The 18777-nt window shown below is 48.9% G+C and carries 12 protein-coding genes, 15 tRNA genes, 1 rRNA gene and 2 riboswitches (1 of these 30 cut by a window edge); of the genes, 27 read left to right on the forward strand and 1 reads right to left on the reverse strand.

Annotated features, from left to right (window positions below):
* The 20 genes from FO446_RS03030 to guaA all read left to right on the forward strand — a co-directional run.
* A 23S ribosomal RNA gene (locus FO446_RS03030) occupies positions 1–73 on the forward strand (it extends 2856 nt beyond the left edge of the window).
* Between the two features lie 53 nt (positions 74–126).
* Positions 127–202: transfer RNA gene (locus FO446_RS03035), tRNA-Asn, on the forward strand.
* 7 nt (positions 203–209) lie between these two features.
* A tRNA-Ser gene (locus tag FO446_RS03040) sits at positions 210–300 on the forward strand.
* 24 nt (positions 301–324) lie between these two features.
* A tRNA-Met gene (locus tag FO446_RS03045) sits at positions 325–401 on the forward strand.
* Positions 402–409: 8 nt separating this feature from the next.
* A tRNA-Leu gene (locus FO446_RS03050) sits at positions 410–494 on the forward strand.
* A 14-nt stretch (positions 495–508) separates the two neighbouring features.
* Positions 509–582, forward strand: a tRNA-Glu gene (locus FO446_RS03055).
* A 33-nt stretch (positions 583–615) separates the two neighbouring features.
* A tRNA-Val gene (locus FO446_RS03060) sits at positions 616–691 on the forward strand.
* Between the two features lie 78 nt (positions 692–769).
* Positions 770–846 (forward strand) — tRNA-Met (locus FO446_RS03065).
* A 5-nt stretch (positions 847–851) separates the two neighbouring features.
* Positions 852–928 (forward strand) — tRNA-Asp (locus FO446_RS03070).
* A 35-nt stretch (positions 929–963) separates the two neighbouring features.
* Positions 964–1039 (forward strand) — tRNA-Phe (locus FO446_RS03075).
* Positions 1040–1057: 18 nt separating this feature from the next.
* Positions 1058–1133: transfer RNA gene (locus FO446_RS03080), tRNA-Thr, on the forward strand.
* Positions 1134–1137: 4 nt separating this feature from the next.
* A tRNA-Gln gene (locus FO446_RS03085) sits at positions 1138–1212 on the forward strand.
* A gap of 5 nt (positions 1213–1217) precedes the next feature.
* Positions 1218–1293 (forward strand) — tRNA-Lys (locus tag FO446_RS03090).
* Between the two features lie 67 nt (positions 1294–1360).
* Positions 1361–1442: transfer RNA gene (locus FO446_RS03095), tRNA-Leu, on the forward strand.
* Positions 1443–1493: 51 nt separating this feature from the next.
* Positions 1494–1569, forward strand: a tRNA-Gly gene (locus tag FO446_RS03100).
* 7 nt (positions 1570–1576) lie between these two features.
* Positions 1577–1653 (forward strand) — tRNA-Arg (locus FO446_RS03105).
* A 196-nt stretch (positions 1654–1849) separates the two neighbouring features.
* Positions 1850–2803 carry an AAA family ATPase gene (locus FO446_RS03110; RefSeq protein ID WP_173610746.1) on the forward strand — a complete coding sequence of 318 codons (954 nt, stop codon included), beginning with the start codon at positions 1850–1852 and terminating at the stop codon, positions 2801–2803.
* Positions 2804–2817: 14 nt separating this feature from the next.
* Positions 2818–4023 carry a DUF58 domain-containing protein gene (locus FO446_RS03115; protein ID WP_237899876.1) on the forward strand — a complete coding sequence of 402 codons (1206 nt, stop codon included), beginning with the start codon at positions 2818–2820 and terminating at the stop codon, positions 4021–4023.
* Positions 4024–4027: 4 nt separating this feature from the next.
* Entirely contained in the window at positions 4028–6262 is a 2235-nt protein-coding gene (locus tag FO446_RS03120) for a transglutaminase TgpA family protein (RefSeq protein WP_237899878.1), read from the forward strand.
* A 20-nt stretch (positions 6263–6282) separates the two neighbouring features.
* A riboswitch (purine riboswitch) is annotated at positions 6283–6385 on the forward strand.
* A gap of 158 nt (positions 6386–6543) precedes the next feature.
* Positions 6544–8082 carry a glutamine-hydrolyzing GMP synthase gene (gene guaA / locus FO446_RS03125; RefSeq protein WP_237901040.1) on the forward strand — a complete coding sequence of 513 codons (1539 nt, stop codon included), beginning with the start codon at positions 6544–6546 and terminating at the stop codon, positions 8080–8082.
* A 68-nt stretch (positions 8083–8150) separates the two neighbouring features.
* On the opposite strand, the gene FO446_RS03130 is transcribed toward guaA, so the two are convergent.
* On the reverse strand, positions 8151–8636 hold the full coding sequence (locus FO446_RS03130) for an NTF2 fold immunity protein (protein WP_237899880.1): 486 nt from the start codon (positions 8634–8636) through the stop codon (positions 8151–8153).
* A 137-nt stretch (positions 8637–8773) separates the two neighbouring features.
* A riboswitch (purine riboswitch) is annotated at positions 8774–8875 on the forward strand.
* A 177-nt stretch (positions 8876–9052) separates the two neighbouring features.
* Here FO446_RS03130 and FO446_RS03135 point away from each other — a divergent pair.
* The 7 genes from FO446_RS03135 (at position 9053) to purB (ending at position 18261) form a co-directional block, all read left to right on the forward strand.
* Positions 9053–10429, forward strand: a complete 1377-nt coding sequence (locus FO446_RS03135) for an NCS2 family permease (protein ID WP_199928850.1) — start codon at positions 9053–9055, stop codon at positions 10427–10429.
* Positions 10430–10723: 294 nt separating this feature from the next.
* Complete coding sequence (locus tag FO446_RS03140; RefSeq protein WP_173610741.1) at positions 10724–12025, forward strand: histidine--tRNA ligase; 1302 nt, start codon at positions 10724–10726, stop codon at positions 12023–12025.
* 59 nt (positions 12026–12084) lie between these two features.
* Entirely contained in the window at positions 12085–13581 is a 1497-nt protein-coding gene (locus FO446_RS03145; protein ID WP_221866751.1) for a M1 family metallopeptidase, read from the forward strand.
* Positions 13582–13600: 19 nt separating this feature from the next.
* Positions 13601–15139, forward strand: a complete 1539-nt coding sequence (locus FO446_RS03150) for a M1 family metallopeptidase (protein ID WP_232774433.1) — start codon at positions 13601–13603, stop codon at positions 15137–15139.
* Between the two features lie 181 nt (positions 15140–15320).
* A complete protein-coding gene (gene purE / locus FO446_RS03155; RefSeq protein WP_012684280.1) occupies positions 15321–15809 on the forward strand; it encodes a 5-(carboxyamino)imidazole ribonucleotide mutase in 489 nt (162 codons plus the stop codon).
* The gene (purK, locus tag FO446_RS03160) at positions 15806–16969 is read left to right on the forward strand and encodes a 5-(carboxyamino)imidazole ribonucleotide synthase (RefSeq protein WP_173610738.1); all 1164 of its coding nucleotides are present in this window, start codon (positions 15806–15808) and stop codon (positions 16967–16969) included. Before purE ends, purK begins: the two co-directional genes overlap by 4 nt.
* The gene (gene purB / locus FO446_RS03165) at positions 16966–18261 is read left to right on the forward strand and encodes an adenylosuccinate lyase (RefSeq protein ID WP_173610737.1); all 1296 of its coding nucleotides are present in this window, start codon (positions 16966–16968) and stop codon (positions 18259–18261) included. Before purK ends, purB begins: the two co-directional genes overlap by 4 nt.
* Positions 18262–18777 lie beyond the last annotated feature (516 nt).

An 18777-nucleotide genomic window follows, 5' to 3' on the forward strand; every position in this document is an offset into this window, starting at 1 on the left:
GTTGATAGGTTCGGTGTGGAAGCGCGGTAACGCGTGGAGCTGACGAATACTAATCGGTCGAGGACTTATCCACACACTCTTAGCAATCATGCGTATTCAGTTTTGAAGGAATAAATCCTTCAACGTTCCTCGGTAGCTCAGTTGGTAGAGCAATCGGCTGTTAACCGATCGGTCGGCGGTTCGAGTCCGTCCCGAGGAGCCATATATACGGAGAGTTACCCAAGAGGCCGAAGGGGACGGTTTGCTAAACCGTTAGTATGCGCAAGCGTAGCGAGGGTTCGAATCCCTCACTCTCCGCCATATGTTTTAATCTCATAGCTTCATGGCGGTGTAGCTCAGCTGGTTAGAGCGTTCGGTTCATACCCGAAAGGTCGGGGGTTCGATTCCCTCCGCCGCTACCATATTAATTGCGGTCGTGGTGGAATTGGCAGACACACCATCTTGAGGGGGTGGCGGGGCGACCCGTGCGAGTTCGAGTCTCGCCGACCGCACCATACTTCATAATCCTGGCCCGTTGGTGAAGCGGTTTAACACAGCAGCCTTTCACGCTGTCATTCAGGGGTTCGAATCCCCTACGGGTCACCTAGCAAAATGCTCTGCGTTAGCAGGGATCCTGGAGGCTTAGCTCAGCTGGGAGAGCATCTGCCTTACAAGCAGAGGGTCGGCGGTTCGATCCCGTCAGCCTCCACCATTAATATCAAAGGGCAAAGAAGGTCAGTTAAAAGCGTCACGTCCTGTGGCAACACTGACACTCAGTAGTCCTGACTATCGCGGGATGGAGCAGCTCGGTAGCTCGTCGGGCTCATAACCCGAAGGTCGCAGGTTCAAATCCTGCTCCCGCAACCAAATATGGAGCTGTGGTGAAGTTGGAGTTCACGCCGGTCTGTCACACCGGAGGTCGCGGGTTCGAGTCCCGTCAGCTCCGCCATTTTTCTTGAAGAATGGCGAAGATCAATCACAAATGGCTCGGTAGCTCAGTCGGTAGAGCAGAGGACTGAAAATCCTCGTGTCGGCGGTTCGATTCCGTCCCGAGCCACCATTAATTAAATTCAACAACGCCGGTATAGCTCAATTGGTAGAGCACCTGACTTGTAATCAGGGGGTTGTGGGTTCAAGTCCTATTGCCGGCACCACCATTGGGGTATAGCCAAGCGGTAAGGCAACGGACTTTGACTCCGTCATTCCTAGGTTCAAATCCTAGTACCCCAGCCATTTGCGAGCCATTAGCTCAGTTGGTAGAGCATCTGACTTTTAATCAGAGGGTCGAAGGTTCGAGTCCTTCATGGCTCACCAGTTTTTTAGCTGAAGAAGCAAAGCTGCGTGATAGTAACAGTAATGCCTTTTCTGTTCTAAGTAAAATGCGGGTGTGGCGGAATGGCAGACGCACCAGATTTAGGTTCTGGCGGGCAACCGTGGGGGTTCAAGTCCCTTCACCCGCACCATACTATGACAGAAAGCTTTGCCCTCAGTACAAACCTCATAAGATGTAACATGCGGACGTAGCTCAATTGGTAGAGCGTCGCCTTGCCAAGGCGAAGGTCGAGGGTTCGAGACCCTTCGTCCGCTCCATTTATTTGTGCCCTTAGCTCAGCTGGATAGAGCGTTTGACTACGAATCAAAAGGTCGGGAGTTCGAATCTCTCAGGGCACGCCATATATCATATGAAACCGAAGAGTAGGAATAGATCCTACTCTTTTTTTTATAATGACTTGTGTATTTTTGCAAATTTTAAGCATTTTTCCCTTGTATCTCCTATTTGCATCCATTACTTTAGAATTACACTGAAAGCATGGAGGAACAGCTGTTACAAACCTGCGGAAGAATATCATGGAACAGGAGTTGTATCAACATGAACCCTATCAAATTGGAACAAGTAAATCCTGCAATAGTCAGTTTAATCGATAATATAGAAAAAGTACTGATTGGGAAACGCTCTGTAATTGAGCTCATGGTAGCGGCTGTTCTTGCGAATGGTCACGTTTTGCTCGAAGATGTACCAGGCGTTGGGAAGACCATGATGGTACGTGCATTGTCCAAATCAATCAGCGGTGACTTTAAACGTATTCAATTTACCCCAGATTTGTTGCCAACGGATGTGACAGGGGTTGCTATCTTTAATCAAAAAAGTCTGGAGTTTGAGTTCCGTCAAGGGCCGATTTTTGCAAATGTCATTCTTGCAGACGAAATCAACCGGACTTCACCGAAAACACAATCCGCACTCTTGGAAGCCATGGAAGAGCGCTCGGTGACAATCGATGGTGCTACGTATCGATTAGCAGAGCCGTTTTTTGTGATGGCTACGCAAAACCCATTAGAGTATGAAGGGACCTTCCCATTACCTGAAGCTCAATTAGACCGATTCTTCATGCAAGTAAGCTTGGGATATCCAACGGTAGAGGAAGAAATGCGGATGCTGTCCAGATTCTCGGCAGCGAATCCATTGGAAGAGCTTCAGCCGGTTATGACTACTGCCGAGCTTGCGGAGCTTCAACGTGAGGTATCGACGGTCAAAGTATCGGAAGGTATAAAAGAATACATCGTGCGTCTATGTCATCGTACGCGTGAGCATCATCATATTTATCTAGGCGTGAGCCCGCGCGGTTCTCTTGCTCTTTTCCGGGCTGTTCAGGCGTTGGCCTTCGTTCGTGGACGTGACTATGTCATTCCAGATGACGTAAAGGAACTCGTTCCAGTAGTGTTTGCACACCGTATGATTGTGAAACCAGAAGCAAGACTGGAAGGAGCAACCGTCGATCGGGTGTTGGCTATGATCTTGTCTGAGACCCGTGTCCCGGTAAGCTAAGGCGGTGATTGCAGATGAGACAGCAAAGGTGGGGTAAGCTCAAGGCGATTGCATTAGTCCTGGTCACTTTTGTATTCGCAAAATTTCAAGGTGGCTTCTCAAGCTGGTTTCTTTTCTATAGTAGTTTGGTGTTTTTCCTGTATGAAATTGTCGCTTATGTACTCATGTTCACGAAGCTAGAAGTCGAGCGTGAACTAGATCGCAACCGTCTACAAGATGGGGAAGATGTCATTGTAACGATACGCCTGCGTCGGAGAATTTGGTTTCCACTCGGCTGGAATATGGTTATGGAGCCATTGCCGGCGAGGCTGGCTGGCGTGTATGAGCCGCATCGACAACTGATATTCCCGTGGTTCAAAAGGGAAGTCGAGTTTCGCTATGTCATACCCAATGTACCACGGGGATACTATCGTCTCGATGAATGTGTAGTGAGCGGCGGGGATTTTTTTGGATTTTTTGAGCGCCGCAAGGTTTATTCGATTTCGCAGGAGTTTCTCGTTTATCCAAAATACAAAGAGTTGACCCATTGGGCCCTGGGTGACGGTAGCTTCAGTGGGACGGTGCATGTTTCCCATCGACACTCTGACGACGTAGCAGCAGTACGCGGCGTAAGAGACTATCATCGGGGCGATCGGTTGAGCCAAATTCATTGGCGAGCTTCCGCACGGGGGACGGGTTTGAAAACGAAGGAATTTGAGCATCAGGCGATGAATCAGGCTGTCTTTTTCCTCGATGTGGAGAAGGCGAGCTACCATGGGAAGCCTGTGCACTTGTTCGAAACAGCGGTAAAGCTAGCCGCGAGTCTGATCGCTTATGCCAATCGGAATCAATACCATTATGGCCTCGTGTACAAGCAAGCAGATCGCATATCGATACCACCAGGTTTGTCCCATGCCCATTTCCTCAGAGTTTTTGATCAGTTAGCTCGTGTCGCACCAGAAGGACAAGAGTTATTTGCAAGAATTGTGGGAAGAGAAGCATTGGAGCAGTCCCAAGGTGTTACTTTGATTATTATTACACCGCATGTAGAAAAAACGTTGATCAGTCGTTTGATCACACTCGCTCAAAAAGGCAGACGGGTGCAGTTGTTTCTCATGCAGAACGAGTCAATGATTTCGCATGAACAAAAGCAAGCGTTGCAGTTGCTTGGCGCAAACAAAGTAACATGTACGTCTATCCACATGGATGATCAAGAGTGGAAACGGATTGGAGGTGCATAGACTCATGAGCGTTTGGAAGCGTCCAACGATTTGGGAATGGGTCTTGGCCCTTTTTCTGTTCCTGATGTTAAGAGAGTGGCTGATTCCTCTACAGACATTAACGGATACGGGCGTTCTGTGGCCGTTTTATGCGATTGTGGGTGGAGTCATTATCATTGACTTGTTGGTCCCTTATCGGTGGTTAACCTTGCCGATCAAGGCCCTGGGGCTAATGGTGCTTTTGCATGCTACTTTATTTGACAAACCGTTTTTTGACTCGGAATGGATTGGCGAATTATACGGGCAGATGATCCATGATCTTCCGTTAGCGTTTCAACAGGATTGGGCCAGCATGTCGATCTTGTCGCGGAATACGATGTTTGATCTCATCCTGGTGTTGTTAGCGACGATGTTAACGTACCTCGTGCTGGAACAACGGCAAGGTTTATGGTTTGTCTTTTTGACGGAACTGTATTTGGCTGTGCTGGATACGTTTCTCCCGTATGATGCCAGTGCAGGGGTTGTACGGACGCTGATTATTGGTTTCCTGATGCTGGCCATTAGCCATCTGATGAAGATGACGAACATCGCAACTCTGGCAGGGAAGAGAAGCCGAATGATGCTCAACTCGCTCCTGGCTTCGGTGTTGGTCATTATGGCTTGCATAGGCATCGGTTATGCTGCACCAAAGTCAGGACCGTCATGGCCTGATCCGATCGCCCTTTTAACAGGGAAAGGAAACGATACTCCTGTTGGCGTGATGAAAAAAGTAGGATACGACAACAACGATGAACGGTTGGGCGGCCCTTTCCTGCAAGATAACACACTCGTGTTTATTGCAAAGACGAACGAGCGTAGCTATTGGCGCGGTGACTCCAAGGACGTGTATACGGGAGTTGGCTGGGAAAAGGGCGATAGAGAGTATGAGTCAATCCTGGACCCGCAAACCTATACATGGGAGAATACCTTGTTCCAAGGACTTGAAACGAAGAAGATTCAAGCTACTTTAGAATTTAAAGGCCCGCAGCAATTTCCGACTGTCTTTTATCAAGGTCAGCTGAAAAAGGTGAGCAACTACGCTCCACCAGAGGCAACCGTTGTTTATGACAAAATGAATCAGCAACTCGAAGTACGGGCAGGAAAGATCAACTTGGTTCAGCTGAGTGAGAAAAACGGCCGGCCAGAGTACGGCCCCAATCCGCTTTTGCTCAAACTGAATCAATACAAGGTCGAGGCAGAAGTACCGATAGTCAGTGAAAAGGCCGTGACGAATGCGGGAACGAACTATCCGGATGATATCAAAGAGCGCTATTTGCAGGTGCCAGCTTCGGTGCCTCCGCGAGTAAGAGAGCTCGCTGCAACGATTACCAAGGATGCGAAGACTCCATATGACAAAGTGAGAGCGATCGAGAATTACTTGCGCTCAAGTGGAAAATATAAGTATGAAACGAAAGACGTTCCAGTCGCTGCTGAAGGTCAGGATTTTGTCGATCACTTCCTGTTTGACAGCCTTCGAGGGTACTGTGACCATTTTTCCACTTCGATGGCCGTTATGCTTAGAACCCTGGACATCCCGACACGTTGGGTCAAGGGCTTCGCACCAGGTGAACGAGTGGGAACGGATGCGTTTAACTACGAGACTGTAGAAGTGCGCAACAGGGATGCTCACTCGTGGGTAGAGGTATACTTCCCGGGGATTGGTTGGGTTCCTTTTGAAGCGACGAGTACATTCATGTCACCTGTTCGGTTTAATTATGATCTGGTCACGTCAAAGCCGGAGATCCCTGTTCCATTGCCAAACATGGCGAATCAAACGGACATCGATCGTGGAAATGGACGTTTCAATGAGCTGGAAGAGGGAGACAACCTAGCAGGTAGTGGGATTAAAATTCCATGGCAAGTAAACGCGGGATTGGCAGTAGTTGCTGTCGTGGCAGGAATTGTCGCGTGGCGTCGCAGACAAGACATCCAGCTATGGTGGATGCGTAGGCAGCTAAATCAAGAGCGAAGCAGTGAGTTCCCGGATCGGTACCATCTGCTGATGCGGATGATGGAGCGAGTCTACACGCGCAGACAGCCAGGAGAAACGTTGCGGGAGTACGTGGGCAGGATGACCCTGCCGGCAGACAAGCGACAAGACCTGCGCTATTTGACGGAGCTGTATGAACGTACCGTGTATGGCTACAAACAAATGGAACAAAATGCGAGAACAATAGCAGAGCAAATACTCGAACGGTTAATCCGTCAATTGAAGCCTTGAACAATGCCGTTCCATCTGCTAGAATGACGATCAATGAGACTCGTATAATGATCAGGAATAGGGCCTGAAAGTTTCTACCGCTAGACCGTAAATTTGGCGACTACGAGGAGAGCACATCGGATTTTTGTACATGCAAACCGCACATGTGTACACAAGCTGGGACGTTGCCTCCGTATTGTTTATCGGAGATAGCAGTCCCGGCTTTTTTGCAAATATGCGACAACTTCGCATGGCATGCCGACACTTGCACGTCCTGTATGTGACAGGAGAAGGGGGATATGATGGACAAGTCAATGGAAATGGTCGTCGTACTCGATTTCGGAGGCCAGTATAATCAGTTGATCGCGCGCCGTGTCCGCGATCTGGGTGTTTACAGTGAACTGATACCGTTCAATACACCTGTTGAAAAGATTAAAGAGATGAATCCAAAAGGGATTATTTTCTCTGGCGGACCTGCTAGCGTATACGAAGAGGGAGCACCAACTGTAGACCCGGCGATTTTTGATCTAGGCTTGCCTGTATTGGGTATTTGCTACGGGATGCAGTTGATGAGCCATTTGACGGGCGGAAAAGTAGAACGTGCGGGTAAACGCGAGTACGGAAAAGCTGAATTGCGTATGCAGCAAAAACACAGCTTGTACGACAAATGGGATACAAGCGAAATCGTGTGGATGAGCCACTCTGACAAAGTAGTGGAGCTCCCAACCGGATTTGTCATTGATGCGGTAAGCGACAGCTGCCCGGTAGCTGCGATCAGCAACCTTGAGCGCCAGCTGTACGGCGTACAGTTCCATCCAGAAGTCGTTCATACCCAAAAAGGAACTGAGTTCATTGGAAACTTCCTGTTCAACATTTGTGGATGTGAAGCGACTTGGAGCATGACGACGTTCATCGAGGACGAGCTGGTTCGCATTCGTGAAACAGTCGGCAACAAGCAAGTACTGTGTGCGTTGAGCGGCGGTGTGGATTCTTCCGTAGTAGCAGCGCTGATTCACAGAGCGATTGGCGATCAATTGACATGCATGTTCGTTGACCACGGTCTTCTGCGCCAAGGGGAAGCAGAAGGGGTAATGGAGACATTCGGTGAGAAATTCTCCATGAAAGTGATCAAGATCGATGCTCGCGAGCGTTTTATGAGCAAGCTCAAAGGTGTATCTGACCCAGAGCAAAAGCGCAAAATCATCGGTAACGAGTTCATTTATGTATTCGATGAGGAAGCAGCGAAGCTGACAGATATGGACTTCTTGGCACAAGGTACGCTGTACACCGATATCGTAGAGAGCGGAACAGCGACTGCACAAACGATCAAATCGCACCACAACGTAGGCGGTTTGCCAGAAGACATGAAGTTCACGTTGATTGAACCATTGAAAGCATTGTTCAAAGACGAAGTACGCAAACTGGGTACCGAGTTGGGCTTGCCAGATGAGATTGTTTGGCGTCAGCCATTCCCAGGACCAGGCCTCGGCATTCGTGTTTTGGGTGAAGTGACGGAAGAAAAACTGAAGATCGTTCGTGAATCCGATGCGATCTTGCGTGAGGAGATTGCCAAGGCAGGTCTTGATCGGGAAATTTGGCAGTACTTCACGGCTTTGCCAAACATGACGACCGTAGGTGTAATGGGAGACGTTCGTACGTATTCTTACACCGTAGGGATTCGTGCGGTAACGTCCATTGATGGTATGACTGCTGACTGGGCACGCATTCCGTGGGATGTATTGGAGAAAATCTCTGTGCGTATCGTGAATGAAGTAGACAATGTAAACCGCATTGTGTATGATGTAACGTCCAAACCACCAGCAACGATTGAGTGGGAATAGGAACAAAAAATGACTCTCTTTTATTTGCGTGATTTGCGAATAAAAGAGAGTTTTTTTATGATCAAGAATTATTTCGTTCCATACATCATGAGAAGCTTTCCATTTTCTTTTGCAAGAGCAATATAAATGACCCCGCCTAGCCATCCCGGAGGAAGCGTTCCTTCAATAATCCAAGCTTCTGCAATAGGGTTGTAGCTAATAGCGAAGGGAGTTTCCTCCAAAAACTGAGAATAGTGCTCCGCTAAATAGGAGAAGATTGCCGTTGCAACTGCATGTTCATCTATAAGCTCACCAAAAGCAAATTCATCTCCAAACCGATCTTGCTGGAGAAGAGTGTCACGATCAGCGAAATAGAGTTCAAACCTCCCAATTAAATTCTCATCATACAAATCACGTTCCACAAAGCCATATTCGATGACTTTTTCCTTTTGATGAACGTTGTGCTTGCTCTTTTTCTTATCGTCGACCTGTACGGTGATTCGATTGACTCGAAGCCGGTCACGTTCTCGTTCCTGCTCCGCTATTATTTTCTCCCAAGCATCCATATAGCTCATTTTGGATCTCCTCCATCTAGTTATGAAGTATAACACAGGCCTTCCAGGGAAATATCCGGATATTAAACTCTTTTTAAAAATGAATGTTCGTATTTTCGTTGACATTCCCTATGTCACCTGATACACTTCTCAATGTGAGCAGGTAATATAGGAAGGTTCGTATATTCTTGAGAATATGGCTCAAGAGTTTCTACATGGTCGCCGTTAACGACATGGCTACGAACAAAATGTCATCGGGATCTGATTTTGTTATTATATTTGGAATTATTCCCGAAGTGTTTTGTTTGACGGCCAGGCGCATGATAAGAGCGTCCGGGCCTTTTTTTTGTGAAAAACGCTCGACGTTTTTCGTTTACGGTCGGCAAAAAACAGTTAGACTATTTTTTGCAACAAGATTAGTATGGGGGGACTTATAGGTGCGGAAGTATTTCGAATTTGACAAGCTAGGCACCAATTACCGACGCGAAATCATCGCGGGTATCACTACTTTTTTGGCAATGGCATATATTTTGGCTGTCAATCCATTCATTCTCAGTGGTGCGGATCTGCCGCCAGATTTGAAAGCAAACTATCCTGCATTTGGGGCTGTCTTTACCGCAACGGCTTTGGCTGCTGCTCTCGGTACACTGTTAATGGGTATTTTTGGACGTTTGCCGATCGGTCAAGCTCCGGGAATGGGATTGAACGCATTTTTTACTTATACCGTCGTTCTGACGATGCAAATTCCTTGGCAACAGGCTTTGGCTGGCGTATTCCTTTCTTGTACGATCTTTTTGATTCTGTCCCTGACAGGGGTTCGTGAAGCGATCATCAAAGCGATTCCAAAAAGCTTGAAGTACGCAGTTTCGGCAGGGATTGGACTTTTTATCGCGTTTATCGGTTTGAAAAACGCAGGTATCATCGTAGCCAATGATGCCACCTTCGTAGCACTGGGACATCTGACCTTCTATCACGAGGGAATGAAGCCGGAAGCAATTTTGGCAGCGAAAAATGCATTGCTTGCTGTGTTTGGTCTGATCGTGACGGTCATTCTGCTTTCTCGCAAAGTCAATGCAGGTATCTTTATCGGGATGTTGATTACGGCGATTACCGGGATGTTTTTCGGACTGGTGAATTTGCCTGAGCAAGTCGTTTCTGCACCACCTAGCCTTGCTCCTACATTCGGTGCTGCGTTCGAATATCTCGGTAATCCATCCGCTTTGTTCACCGTGAACATGCTGATTGTTGTGTTGACATTCTTGTTTGTAGACTTTTTCGATGCCACAGGTACGCTCTTGGGTGTAGCGAGCCAAGCTGGATTGCTCCGCGAAGACGGCAACTTGCCACGTCCAGGAAAAGCACTCGCATCCGATGCAATTGCAGGTATGGCAGGTGCGGTACTCGGTACATCTACCACTACAGCTTACGTTGAGTCGACAGCAGGGGTAGCGGCAGGCGGGCGCTCTGGATTTACCGCAGTTGTCACAGGTATTATGTTCCTGCTGGCGTTGTTCTTCTCACCGCTTCTTGCGATTGTCACACCTGCGGTTACGGCACCAGCGCTCATTATCGTCGGTGTTCTGATGGCTTCTCACATCGCAAAAGTGGCATGGGATGACCTGGATGAAGCGTTCCCTGCGTTCCTGACGATTTTGTTGATGCCATTGACTTACAGTATTGCAACAGGTATTGCGACAGGCTTCATCGTTTATCCGGTGATGAAGGTAATGAAGGGCAAGGCTCGCGAAGTGCATCCCGCGATGTATGTGCTGTTCTTCGTCTTCCTGGCGTACTTTATCTGGTTGCGCGAATAGGATTATTTGGGAATGAGGCTCTTCGTCTACTGGACGGGGAGCTTTTTTTGCGCTATGATAGGAAAAATCTTTTTTCACGGAAGGATGGACCGATTCCCATGAAAGGTCTTAACATGTTCCTTCAACAGCATCACCACACGTAGAGCGTTTGTATCTTCGGAAATTTTTCCGCAGGTGCAAGCGCTTCTTGTGCTTCGTGCCTGCGGTGGTGTATTTAGGAAGCCATGCGGGCAGGAAGTTGCCTTGCATGGCTTTTTTGATTTTCTCTATCTGATAAAAGAAAGGATGTTCCTCATGGAAAACGAAGCATTAAAAACGGTAAAAGGGACAAAAGATTTCATGCCGCAGGAGCAAATGCAACGAAACTGGATACGAAGGACGCTTGAGGCTGTATTCGAGGCATACGGCTGCAAACCATTGGAAACGCCTATGCTGCAGCACTATGAATTGCTGGCATCCAAGTACGGCGGCGGGGATGAGATCTTGAAGGAAGTGTATCGCTTGAGCGACCAAGGAGATAGAGAGCTCGGTCTGCGCTATGACTTAACCGTTCCGTTGACGAAGGTAGTGGGGATGAATCCTGAGATGCGAATGCCGTTCAAGCGGTATGAGATCGGAAAAGTATTTCGGGACGGTCCAGTAAAAACCGGACGTTTGCGCGAATTTATTCAATGCGATGTCGATATCGTGGGAACAACATCGGTGCTGGCTGAAGCAGAATTGCTCAGTATGGCGTTTGAGGCATTCAAGCGGTTGGGGCTCGACGTGTACATTGAGGTCAACAACCGCAAGTTGTTATCTGGGGTGCTTCAGGAGCTGGGAGTTCCCGTAGAGCGGGCCGGGGATGTCATGCTGTCGCTGGATAAGCTCGAGAAAATCGGCGTGGACGGAGTGCGTGATGACTTGCGGGAAAGAAACGTCGAGGAGTCACTCGTTTTGGCGATTACCTCTTTCCTGCAAGAAGGGGTGATTACTCTGGATCTGTTGACAGAGCGCTTTACATCCCCGCTAGTTCAGGAAGGGATTCGGGAGCTCCGTGAAATGCTTGCCTATGTAACAGGAGCGGGTGTGGACGGGGAGCTTCGTTTCTCGCCATTTCTGGCAAGAGGCTTGGGGATCTACACAGGAATTGTGTATGAGATCTTTTTGCAGGATGGAAGTATAACGTCTAGTATCGGCAGTGGGGGACGTTACGATCAGATCATCGGTCGGCTTTTGGATGATGGAAGAGAGTATCCCGCTGTAGGGATTTCGTTTGGATTGGATGTCATTCTTGCAGCGCTGGCAAATCGCAACACGGAAGAACAAAAAGCTGCCGATGTGCTCGTCATTCCCCTCGGGACAGAAGCATCCAGTCTTGGTCTGGCCAATCGATTGCGCGATAGCGATATTAGAGTCGAGCTGGAGCTGACAGGTAGACGGCTGAAAAAAGCACTTGATTATGCAAACAAGGAAGGCTTTGCTTTTGCACTGATCTACGGGGAAAACGAAGTGAACAGCGGGCAGGTCGTCGTCCGAGATATGCGAGAGGGAACGGAACAGCCGGTTCCTTTGGAGTTGGTTGAAAAGTGGCTGTCCGACAAGCTGTCAGGGTAAAGAGGAAAGATAGTCTTTCTCTTCCATTTTTTGTACAGTAGAGAAAAGGGGGAGATGGCGTGAAGAAATGGGTCTCAATGGTTGGTGGTAGCTTATTGTTTTTGACGTGGATGTTGCCTGTAAATGCTGAGGAGGGTACTGCGCTTACGCGTAAACCGCTCTATCAGGCTGATGTGCGAATTGATCCAATCAAGAAAGAAGTGGCAGGAACCGTAACGATTACCTTTTGGCCAAAAGACCCTTCTCGTGCCTATCTCCATCTTTACCCGAATGTATTTACAGAAGAGCATCAAGGCATGCTATGGGAGGAACTTTTAGGCAATGGCCCAACGCTTGGAACATACACTAATAAAAAGCTAATGGTCGATGGTGTCGCGGTTGTCGGCAAAAAGACGAAAGACCTGAACATACTCGAAGTACCGCTAGAAGGACAGGCGGGGCTACGAAAGATTGTGATGGAGTTCGAGATGACTCTTCCGCGAAACGACGGCAGGATGTCGTACGATGACCAATCAATCTGGCTGGGGAACTGGCTCCCGGTTCTTGCGGTGTACGACAAGGAAGGATGGCATCTCGATTCGTACGAGCCTGTCGGTGATCCATTCTACAGTGAGAACGCAGATTATGAGGTAAACGTGACGCTGCCAAAAGACTATCAACTGGCGAGCACAGCGCCAGACAAGGCTGCGAAACAGGTTTCTACTGGTGAGGGAGAAAAGACGATACAGCTCGGTGCAGAAAACGTGAGGGATTTTGCCCTCGTTGTTATGGATGCCTCTTATCAGCGAACGGAAACGAAAGTGGGCGAAACAATCGTTCGAACATGGTGGCGGAAAACAGATGATCCGGCATCTGCTGAACAGATTCATGAAGCAGCAGCGAAGTCTCTCGCCTATTTTCATCATCAATTGGGTGCCTATCCATATACCGAATTCGATGTGGTAAGGACTGGTGGCGCGATTAACGGGATGGAGTATCCGGCATTGGTTTTTCTGGACGGGCGTCATTTCCTTTCTGGTGAAGAAACAGGTATCGTCACGGTTGTCCATGAGACGGCACACCAGTGGTTTTACGGCTTGCTCGGAAATAATCAGGTAAAGGAAGCATGGCTGGATGAGGGATTCACGGAGTACGTGACGCTCTCGTATTTATCTCAGCAAGACCCGCTGGTGGGAGCGGAACGGGTGCGCAGACGGCTGGAGCAGGGTACCTCTGTTCAGTATTACGTGGCAGAGGAACTGCGCTCTTGGCAAGCGCTGTCTGCATTTCCTGATAATCAGAGTTATAGCGATCTCGTTTATTCCCGTCCGTCCTCGATGCTGTGGCTGTTGCAGGGAGCCTGGGGAGAAGAAAGGGTACATGACGTGTTGAAGCAGTACGTCGAGAAGTACCGTTATCAGGTGGTGACCGGAAAGGAATGGGAAGCATTTTTATCTGAGATGGCGGGAGAAGATGCGGGCGCTTTCTTGGATTATTGGTTGAAAGTAGACATGTCCCAGCAGGAACAGGCAGCAGCTTGGCTGGAGCGCCAACGTCTCAAGCACCAGAAGAAGTAATCGAAGGCAGGGGATCACGATGTGGCGGAAGCATTGGGTGGTCATCGTGGCAGTAGGAGTCGTTTTGACTGTATTCTTGACCGTCCGGCCTTGGACAGGGAAGGCTGGCTTAGATGCTCACGAGATTGTGCCGATTGTTCACAGTCAGGCTGCAATCACTTACAAGGCCGATGTTCAGATCGATATGAACAACCACGTGGTGAAAGGCATGCTGACGGCTCGTTTTGTCCCAACAGATGACCAAGCTTTTTTTCATTTATACCCCAATGCTTTTTCAGCGAATGCCGCTCTCAGTGGAGAGAACTGGGAGTTTTTGCTGGGCAAACAGCGTGAGCCTGGTGGTATCAAGATAAGCGCTGTACGGGTAAACGGAAAAAGTGTTGGCGTACAGTATGCGGGAAAGGCGAATACGCTTTTACAAGTGCCTCTCCCTGGAAGAACATCGTCTGTCGAGACGGTGGTAGAGATGAATTTTCAGCTCGAGGTTCCTTATAACAACGGGCGAATGTCTTACCATGATCATGCGATGTGGCTGGGGAACTGGCTGCCGATTCTGGCGGTCAAGGATGCAGGAGGCTGGCGGCTTGATCCTTATTCCGCGATTGGCGATCCTTTTTACTCGGATGTGGCAAATTATCATTTGCGTGTGCAGTTATCAGAGGGGTACCAGCTTGCTACGAGCGGATTGGAGAGCGTGGCTGTCATCACCGAGACGAGACCGCAACGGCAAAAGATCTATGAGGTGGACGCATGGAACGTTCGGGATTTTGCTCTTGTCGTCATGGACGATACGTACCAACCCATATCTGGCAAGGTCGGAGAAACCATCGTACGTACATGGGTGCAGAAAAGCGATGACCCGCAAAACGTAAAACGAATACATGAGACTGCCAGAGAGTCCCTCGACTATTACGGAAAACAGTTCGGGGTGTATCCATATAAGGAATACGATGTTGTCAAGACAGGCGGCTTCTTTGGCGGAATGGAATACCCGAGTCTTGTCTTTATTGCCCAGGAGTATTTTGACCGTAGCGATGCCATGGGGGAAGCGGTCGTAGCGCATGAAACGGCACATCAATGGTTTTACGGGTTGGTTGGAAACGACGAGGTGCGAGAGGCTTGGCTGGATGAGGGACTGACGGATTATGCGACGATGGCATTTTTGCAGCAAAAGTCCCCTGTACGCTCACAGGCGTATATTCAGATGCGGCAAGGCCAAGCACGTGCAGCGGAAGGATATGCGAACCAAGGAGTCACTGCAAAGTCGTCCGTGGATGCTTTTCCAGACTGGAGGAGCTACAATGACCTCGTCTACGGACGAGCGGGTGCCATGTGGTGGAACTTGAAGGAAAAATGGGGAGTCGAACGACTGCATCAGATGTTGCGTCAATATGTACGGGATCATCAATACAAGCAGGCGAATGGGGAGCAAATCACAGCGTTATTGACTGCAGCTGCCGGGGCGGATGCCAGTCCCTATTTGGATTATTGGCTTCAGGTCCAGCTAGAGAAAGCCGAAGCGGCAAACAATTGGGTAGAAAAAGGCAAACACGAATAATTTTTGACCCATCATTTTTAAATGTTCGGAAACGAGGTTGACAGGCAAACTTTCTCCCTGCTACACTGAATACGTTGAGTGAAAACGAGTTCGAATAGCCCAGGCGATGAGAGCGGTGCGAAAAGCCGTTAGTCGGTTGGGTTTTCTTCTGATGTTACAAAACGTAGGGGGCGAATGGTTCATGCTACAGCCTTTGGTAGGAGTCATTATGGGCAGTACGTCAGACTGGGAAACAATGAAGGAAGCTTGCGCAATTTTAGACGAATTGCAGGTACCGTATGAAAAGAAGGTCGTGTCTGCACACAGAACGCCAGACTTGATGTTTACGTATGCCGAGACTGCTAAAAGTCGCGGCTTGGAAGTCATTATTGCGGGTGCGGGCGGGGCAGCTCATTTGCCAGGAATGGTGGCTGCCAAGACAGAGTTGCCTGTCATTGGCGTACCGGTAAAATCATCCAACTTGAATGGTCTTGACTCGCTTTTGTCGATTGTGCAAATGCCAGGGGGCGTGCCTGTGGCGACAGTTGCGATCGGAAAAGCTGGAGCCATCAATGCAGGGTTATTGGCTGCGCAAATTTTGGGGATCAAATATCCAGACGTACAAGAGCGGTTCGTGCAAAGACGTGATGATGTACGCAATAAGGTGCTGGAGGCTAGTGAACTCGAATGACAACCAAAGACCGTAAGCAAATCAAACCAGGATCGACCTTAGGAATACTCGGCGGAGGACAGCTTGGACGGATGATTGCTCTTGCGGGACGAGCTATGGGCTACCGCTTTGTCACAATGGACCCGACAGCAGACGCACCATGCGGCCAAACAGCTGATCGGCAAATTGTCGCCAGCTACGATGACGTAGAAGCAGCGATGCAGCTTGCCTCGGTCAGTGATGTCATCTCTTATGAATTTGAAAATGTCGATGCGCAGGTGGCTGAAGTGTTGGAGAGCCGCGCTTATGTACCGCAGGGAAGCCGACTTTTGCGTATCACCCAAAACCGAATTCGGGAAAAGACCGCTATTCGCGAGATCGGAATCCCGGTTGCTCCGTTTTGTGTCGTGAATAGCTTGGGAGATTTGCAGAACGCCGTGCGTGAATTGGGGCTGCCTGCTGTCATGAAGACAGCAACTGGTGGCTATGACGGAAAAGGACAATGGGTATTGAGAAGTGAGGCAGAGCTGGCGGAGGCGTATGAAACGTTGTCCAGAGCAGGTACAGAGCTGATCGTGGAACAATTTGTACCATTCCAAATGGAGCTGTCTGTGATTGCTGCACGCAATCCTGCGGGAGAACTGGCTGTTTTTCCTGTGTCAGAAAATATTCATCAGGAAAACATCCTGCACCTGAGCATTGTTCCAGCTCGTATTTCGGCTGAAGTAGCCGCTCGCGCGGAAGAAATTGCTCGCACGATTGTAGAAAAGCTGGATGTGGTCGGGCTCATTGCAGTTGAGCTTTTTTTGACTGAAGATGGTCAGCTGTATGTCAATGAATTGGCGCCGCGACCGCACAACTCCGGGCATTTTACCATGGATGCTTGTGTGACCTCGCAGTTTGAGCAGCATGTTCGGGCGGTTTGCAATTTGCCTTTGGGATCTACAGAGTTGCTCTCGAGCGTCGTGATGGTTAATATTTTGGGAGAGCATCTACAGCCTGTCATCGATCAGATCGACAAGCTACCGCGCACAGCCAAGCTCCATTTGTACGGAAAAGCAGAGAGTAAGGCCAAGCGAAAAATGGGGCATATCAACGTGCTCGCCCCTACTGTAGAAGAAGCGCTCACCCTGATTGATGAGCTGAAAATCTGGACGAATACATCGGAGGTATTATCATGATCGAACGTTATTCCCGACCGGAAATGCGCGCCATTTGGACGGAAGAAAACAAATTCAAAGCGTGGCTGGAAGTAGAAATTCTCGCGTGTGAAGCATGGTCCAAGCTGGGCGTCATTCCTGAGGAAGACGTGAAAAAGCTGTGGGATAAAGCTACTTTTGACATTAACAGAATCTATGAGATCGAAGAGGAGACACGCCATGATGTGGTGGCGTTTACCCGTGCGGTATCGGAAACCTTGGGCGAAGAAAAGAAGTGGGTGCATTACGGACTGACTTCTACCGATGTGGTGGATACTGCGCTGTCATACCTGCTGCGTCAGGCTAATGAGATTTTGGAGAAGGATATCGAAGACTTCATCGAGATTTTGGCAGACAAAGCTCGAGAGCACAAGGATACGGTTTGCATGGGCAGAACGCATGGTGTGCATGCGGAGCCTACGACTTTTGGCTTGAAGCTGGCCCTGTGGCATGAAGAAATGAAGCGCAACCTGGCGCGTTTTCAGGCTGCGAAAAAAGAAGTGGCGTACGGCAAAATCTCTGGCGCAGTTGGAACATACGCAAACATCGATCCGTTCGTGGAAGCGTATGTATGCGAGAAGCTGGGGCTGTCTGCAGCACCTATCTCTACCCAAACCTTGCAGCGTGATCGCCACGCCGAGTACATGGCGACATTGGCACTAATCGCAACTTCTTTGGAGAAATTCGCAACAGAAATTCGCGGTCTGCAAAAGAGCGAAATGCGCGAGGTGGAAGAAGCATTTGCCAAAGGTCAAAAAGGTTCTTCGGCAATGCCACACAAGCGCAACCCAATCGGAAGCGAAAATATTTGCGGACTGGCTCGTGTCATCCGTGGTCACATGCTCACTTCCTATGAAAATGTTTCCCTCTGGCATGAGCGGGATATTTCCCACTCCTCTGCGGAGCGCGTGATTTTGCCAGATGCGACGCAAGCATTGAACTACATGCTGCGCCGTTTCATGAACATCGTGAAAAACTTGACGGTGTTCCCAGAGAACATGAAGCGCAATATGGACCGTACCTTTGGATTGATCTACTCGCAGCAAGTGATGCTCAAGCTGATTGAAAAAGGCATGAGCCGCGAGCAAGCCTATGACACGGTACAGCCTCGTGCGATGCAGGCGTGGGAAGAGCAACGCTCCTTCCGTGCGATTGTCGATGAGGATGCGACTGTCAGCTCTACACTATCCAAGGAAGAGCTGGATGAGTGCTTTGACTACCGTTACCACTTGAAGCATGTAGATACGATTTTCCAACGTCTTGGATTGATTTAAATGCAAGTGCCCTCGAATTTTTCGGGGGCTTTTTTTTATTAAGAAACCGTAGTGGGGGAGAAGCGCATTTCCAGTCTACGCTTCGGCCTACGCCCTGCTGGGGGATTGACTGTCCGCTTCGGAATAAATGGCGGGAGCGCTTCAAACGTAGAAATTTCAATGAAGGGTTTCATAAGTGAAGCTGAAATTCCCCGCCATTTATTCCGAAGCTGGGGTGGGCTCCAGAGGCGCTTGGACTGGAAATGCGCTTCTCCTGCGCAGTTTTTTAAAAATTGCTTGAAAGTGAATTCAAAGTGTGAAAGTGCTACTAAGCAGACACACCATGTAGCAGGAAAACTGCTTTGAAATGACACGCAAAAACGGTTTTAAAGACAACTTAAAAAATTCCTTAAGAAATTTTTAAAGATTTCTTTTGAAAGTTGTAACCGAAATGAAACCTCTTCCGTACCTACTTGTGCGAGCTTACAACGAGCCCATAAGTACCTTACAAAAGTGTAATCTTCCTGAAATATAACT

It is taken from the genome of Brevibacillus brevis, from assembly GCF_022026395.1.
In the GTDB taxonomy this organism is placed as follows: domain Bacteria; phylum Bacillota; class Bacilli; order Brevibacillales; family Brevibacillaceae; genus Brevibacillus.

Coding starts and splice junctions, on each gene's coding strand:
- FO446_RS03110 (WP_173610746.1), top strand. CDS start 1,850: ATGAACCCTATCAAATTGGAACAAGTAAATCCTGCAATAGTCAGTTTA.
- FO446_RS03115 (WP_237899876.1), top strand. CDS start 2,818: ATGAGACAGCAAAGGTGGGGTAAGCTCAAGGCGATTGCATTAGTCCTG.
- FO446_RS03120 (WP_237899878.1), top strand. CDS start 4,028: ATGAGCGTTTGGAAGCGTCCAACGATTTGGGAATGGGTCTTGGCCCTT.
- guaA (WP_237901040.1), top strand. CDS start 6,544: ATGGACAAGTCAATGGAAATGGTCGTCGTACTCGATTTCGGAGGCCAG.
- FO446_RS03130 (WP_237899880.1), bottom strand. CDS start 8,636: ATGAGCTATATGGATGCTTGGGAGAAAATAATAGCGGAGCAGGAACGA.
- FO446_RS03140 (WP_173610741.1), top strand. CDS start 10,724: ATGGAAAACGAAGCATTAAAAACGGTAAAAGGGACAAAAGATTTCATG.
- FO446_RS03150 (WP_232774433.1), top strand. CDS start 13,601: ATGTGGCGGAAGCATTGGGTGGTCATCGTGGCAGTAGGAGTCGTTTTG.
- purE (WP_012684280.1), top strand. CDS start 15,321: ATGCTACAGCCTTTGGTAGGAGTCATTATGGGCAGTACGTCAGACTGG.
- purK (WP_173610738.1), top strand. CDS start 15,806: ATGACAACCAAAGACCGTAAGCAAATCAAACCAGGATCGACCTTAGGA.
- purB (WP_173610737.1), top strand. CDS start 16,966: ATGATCGAACGTTATTCCCGACCGGAAATGCGCGCCATTTGGACGGAA.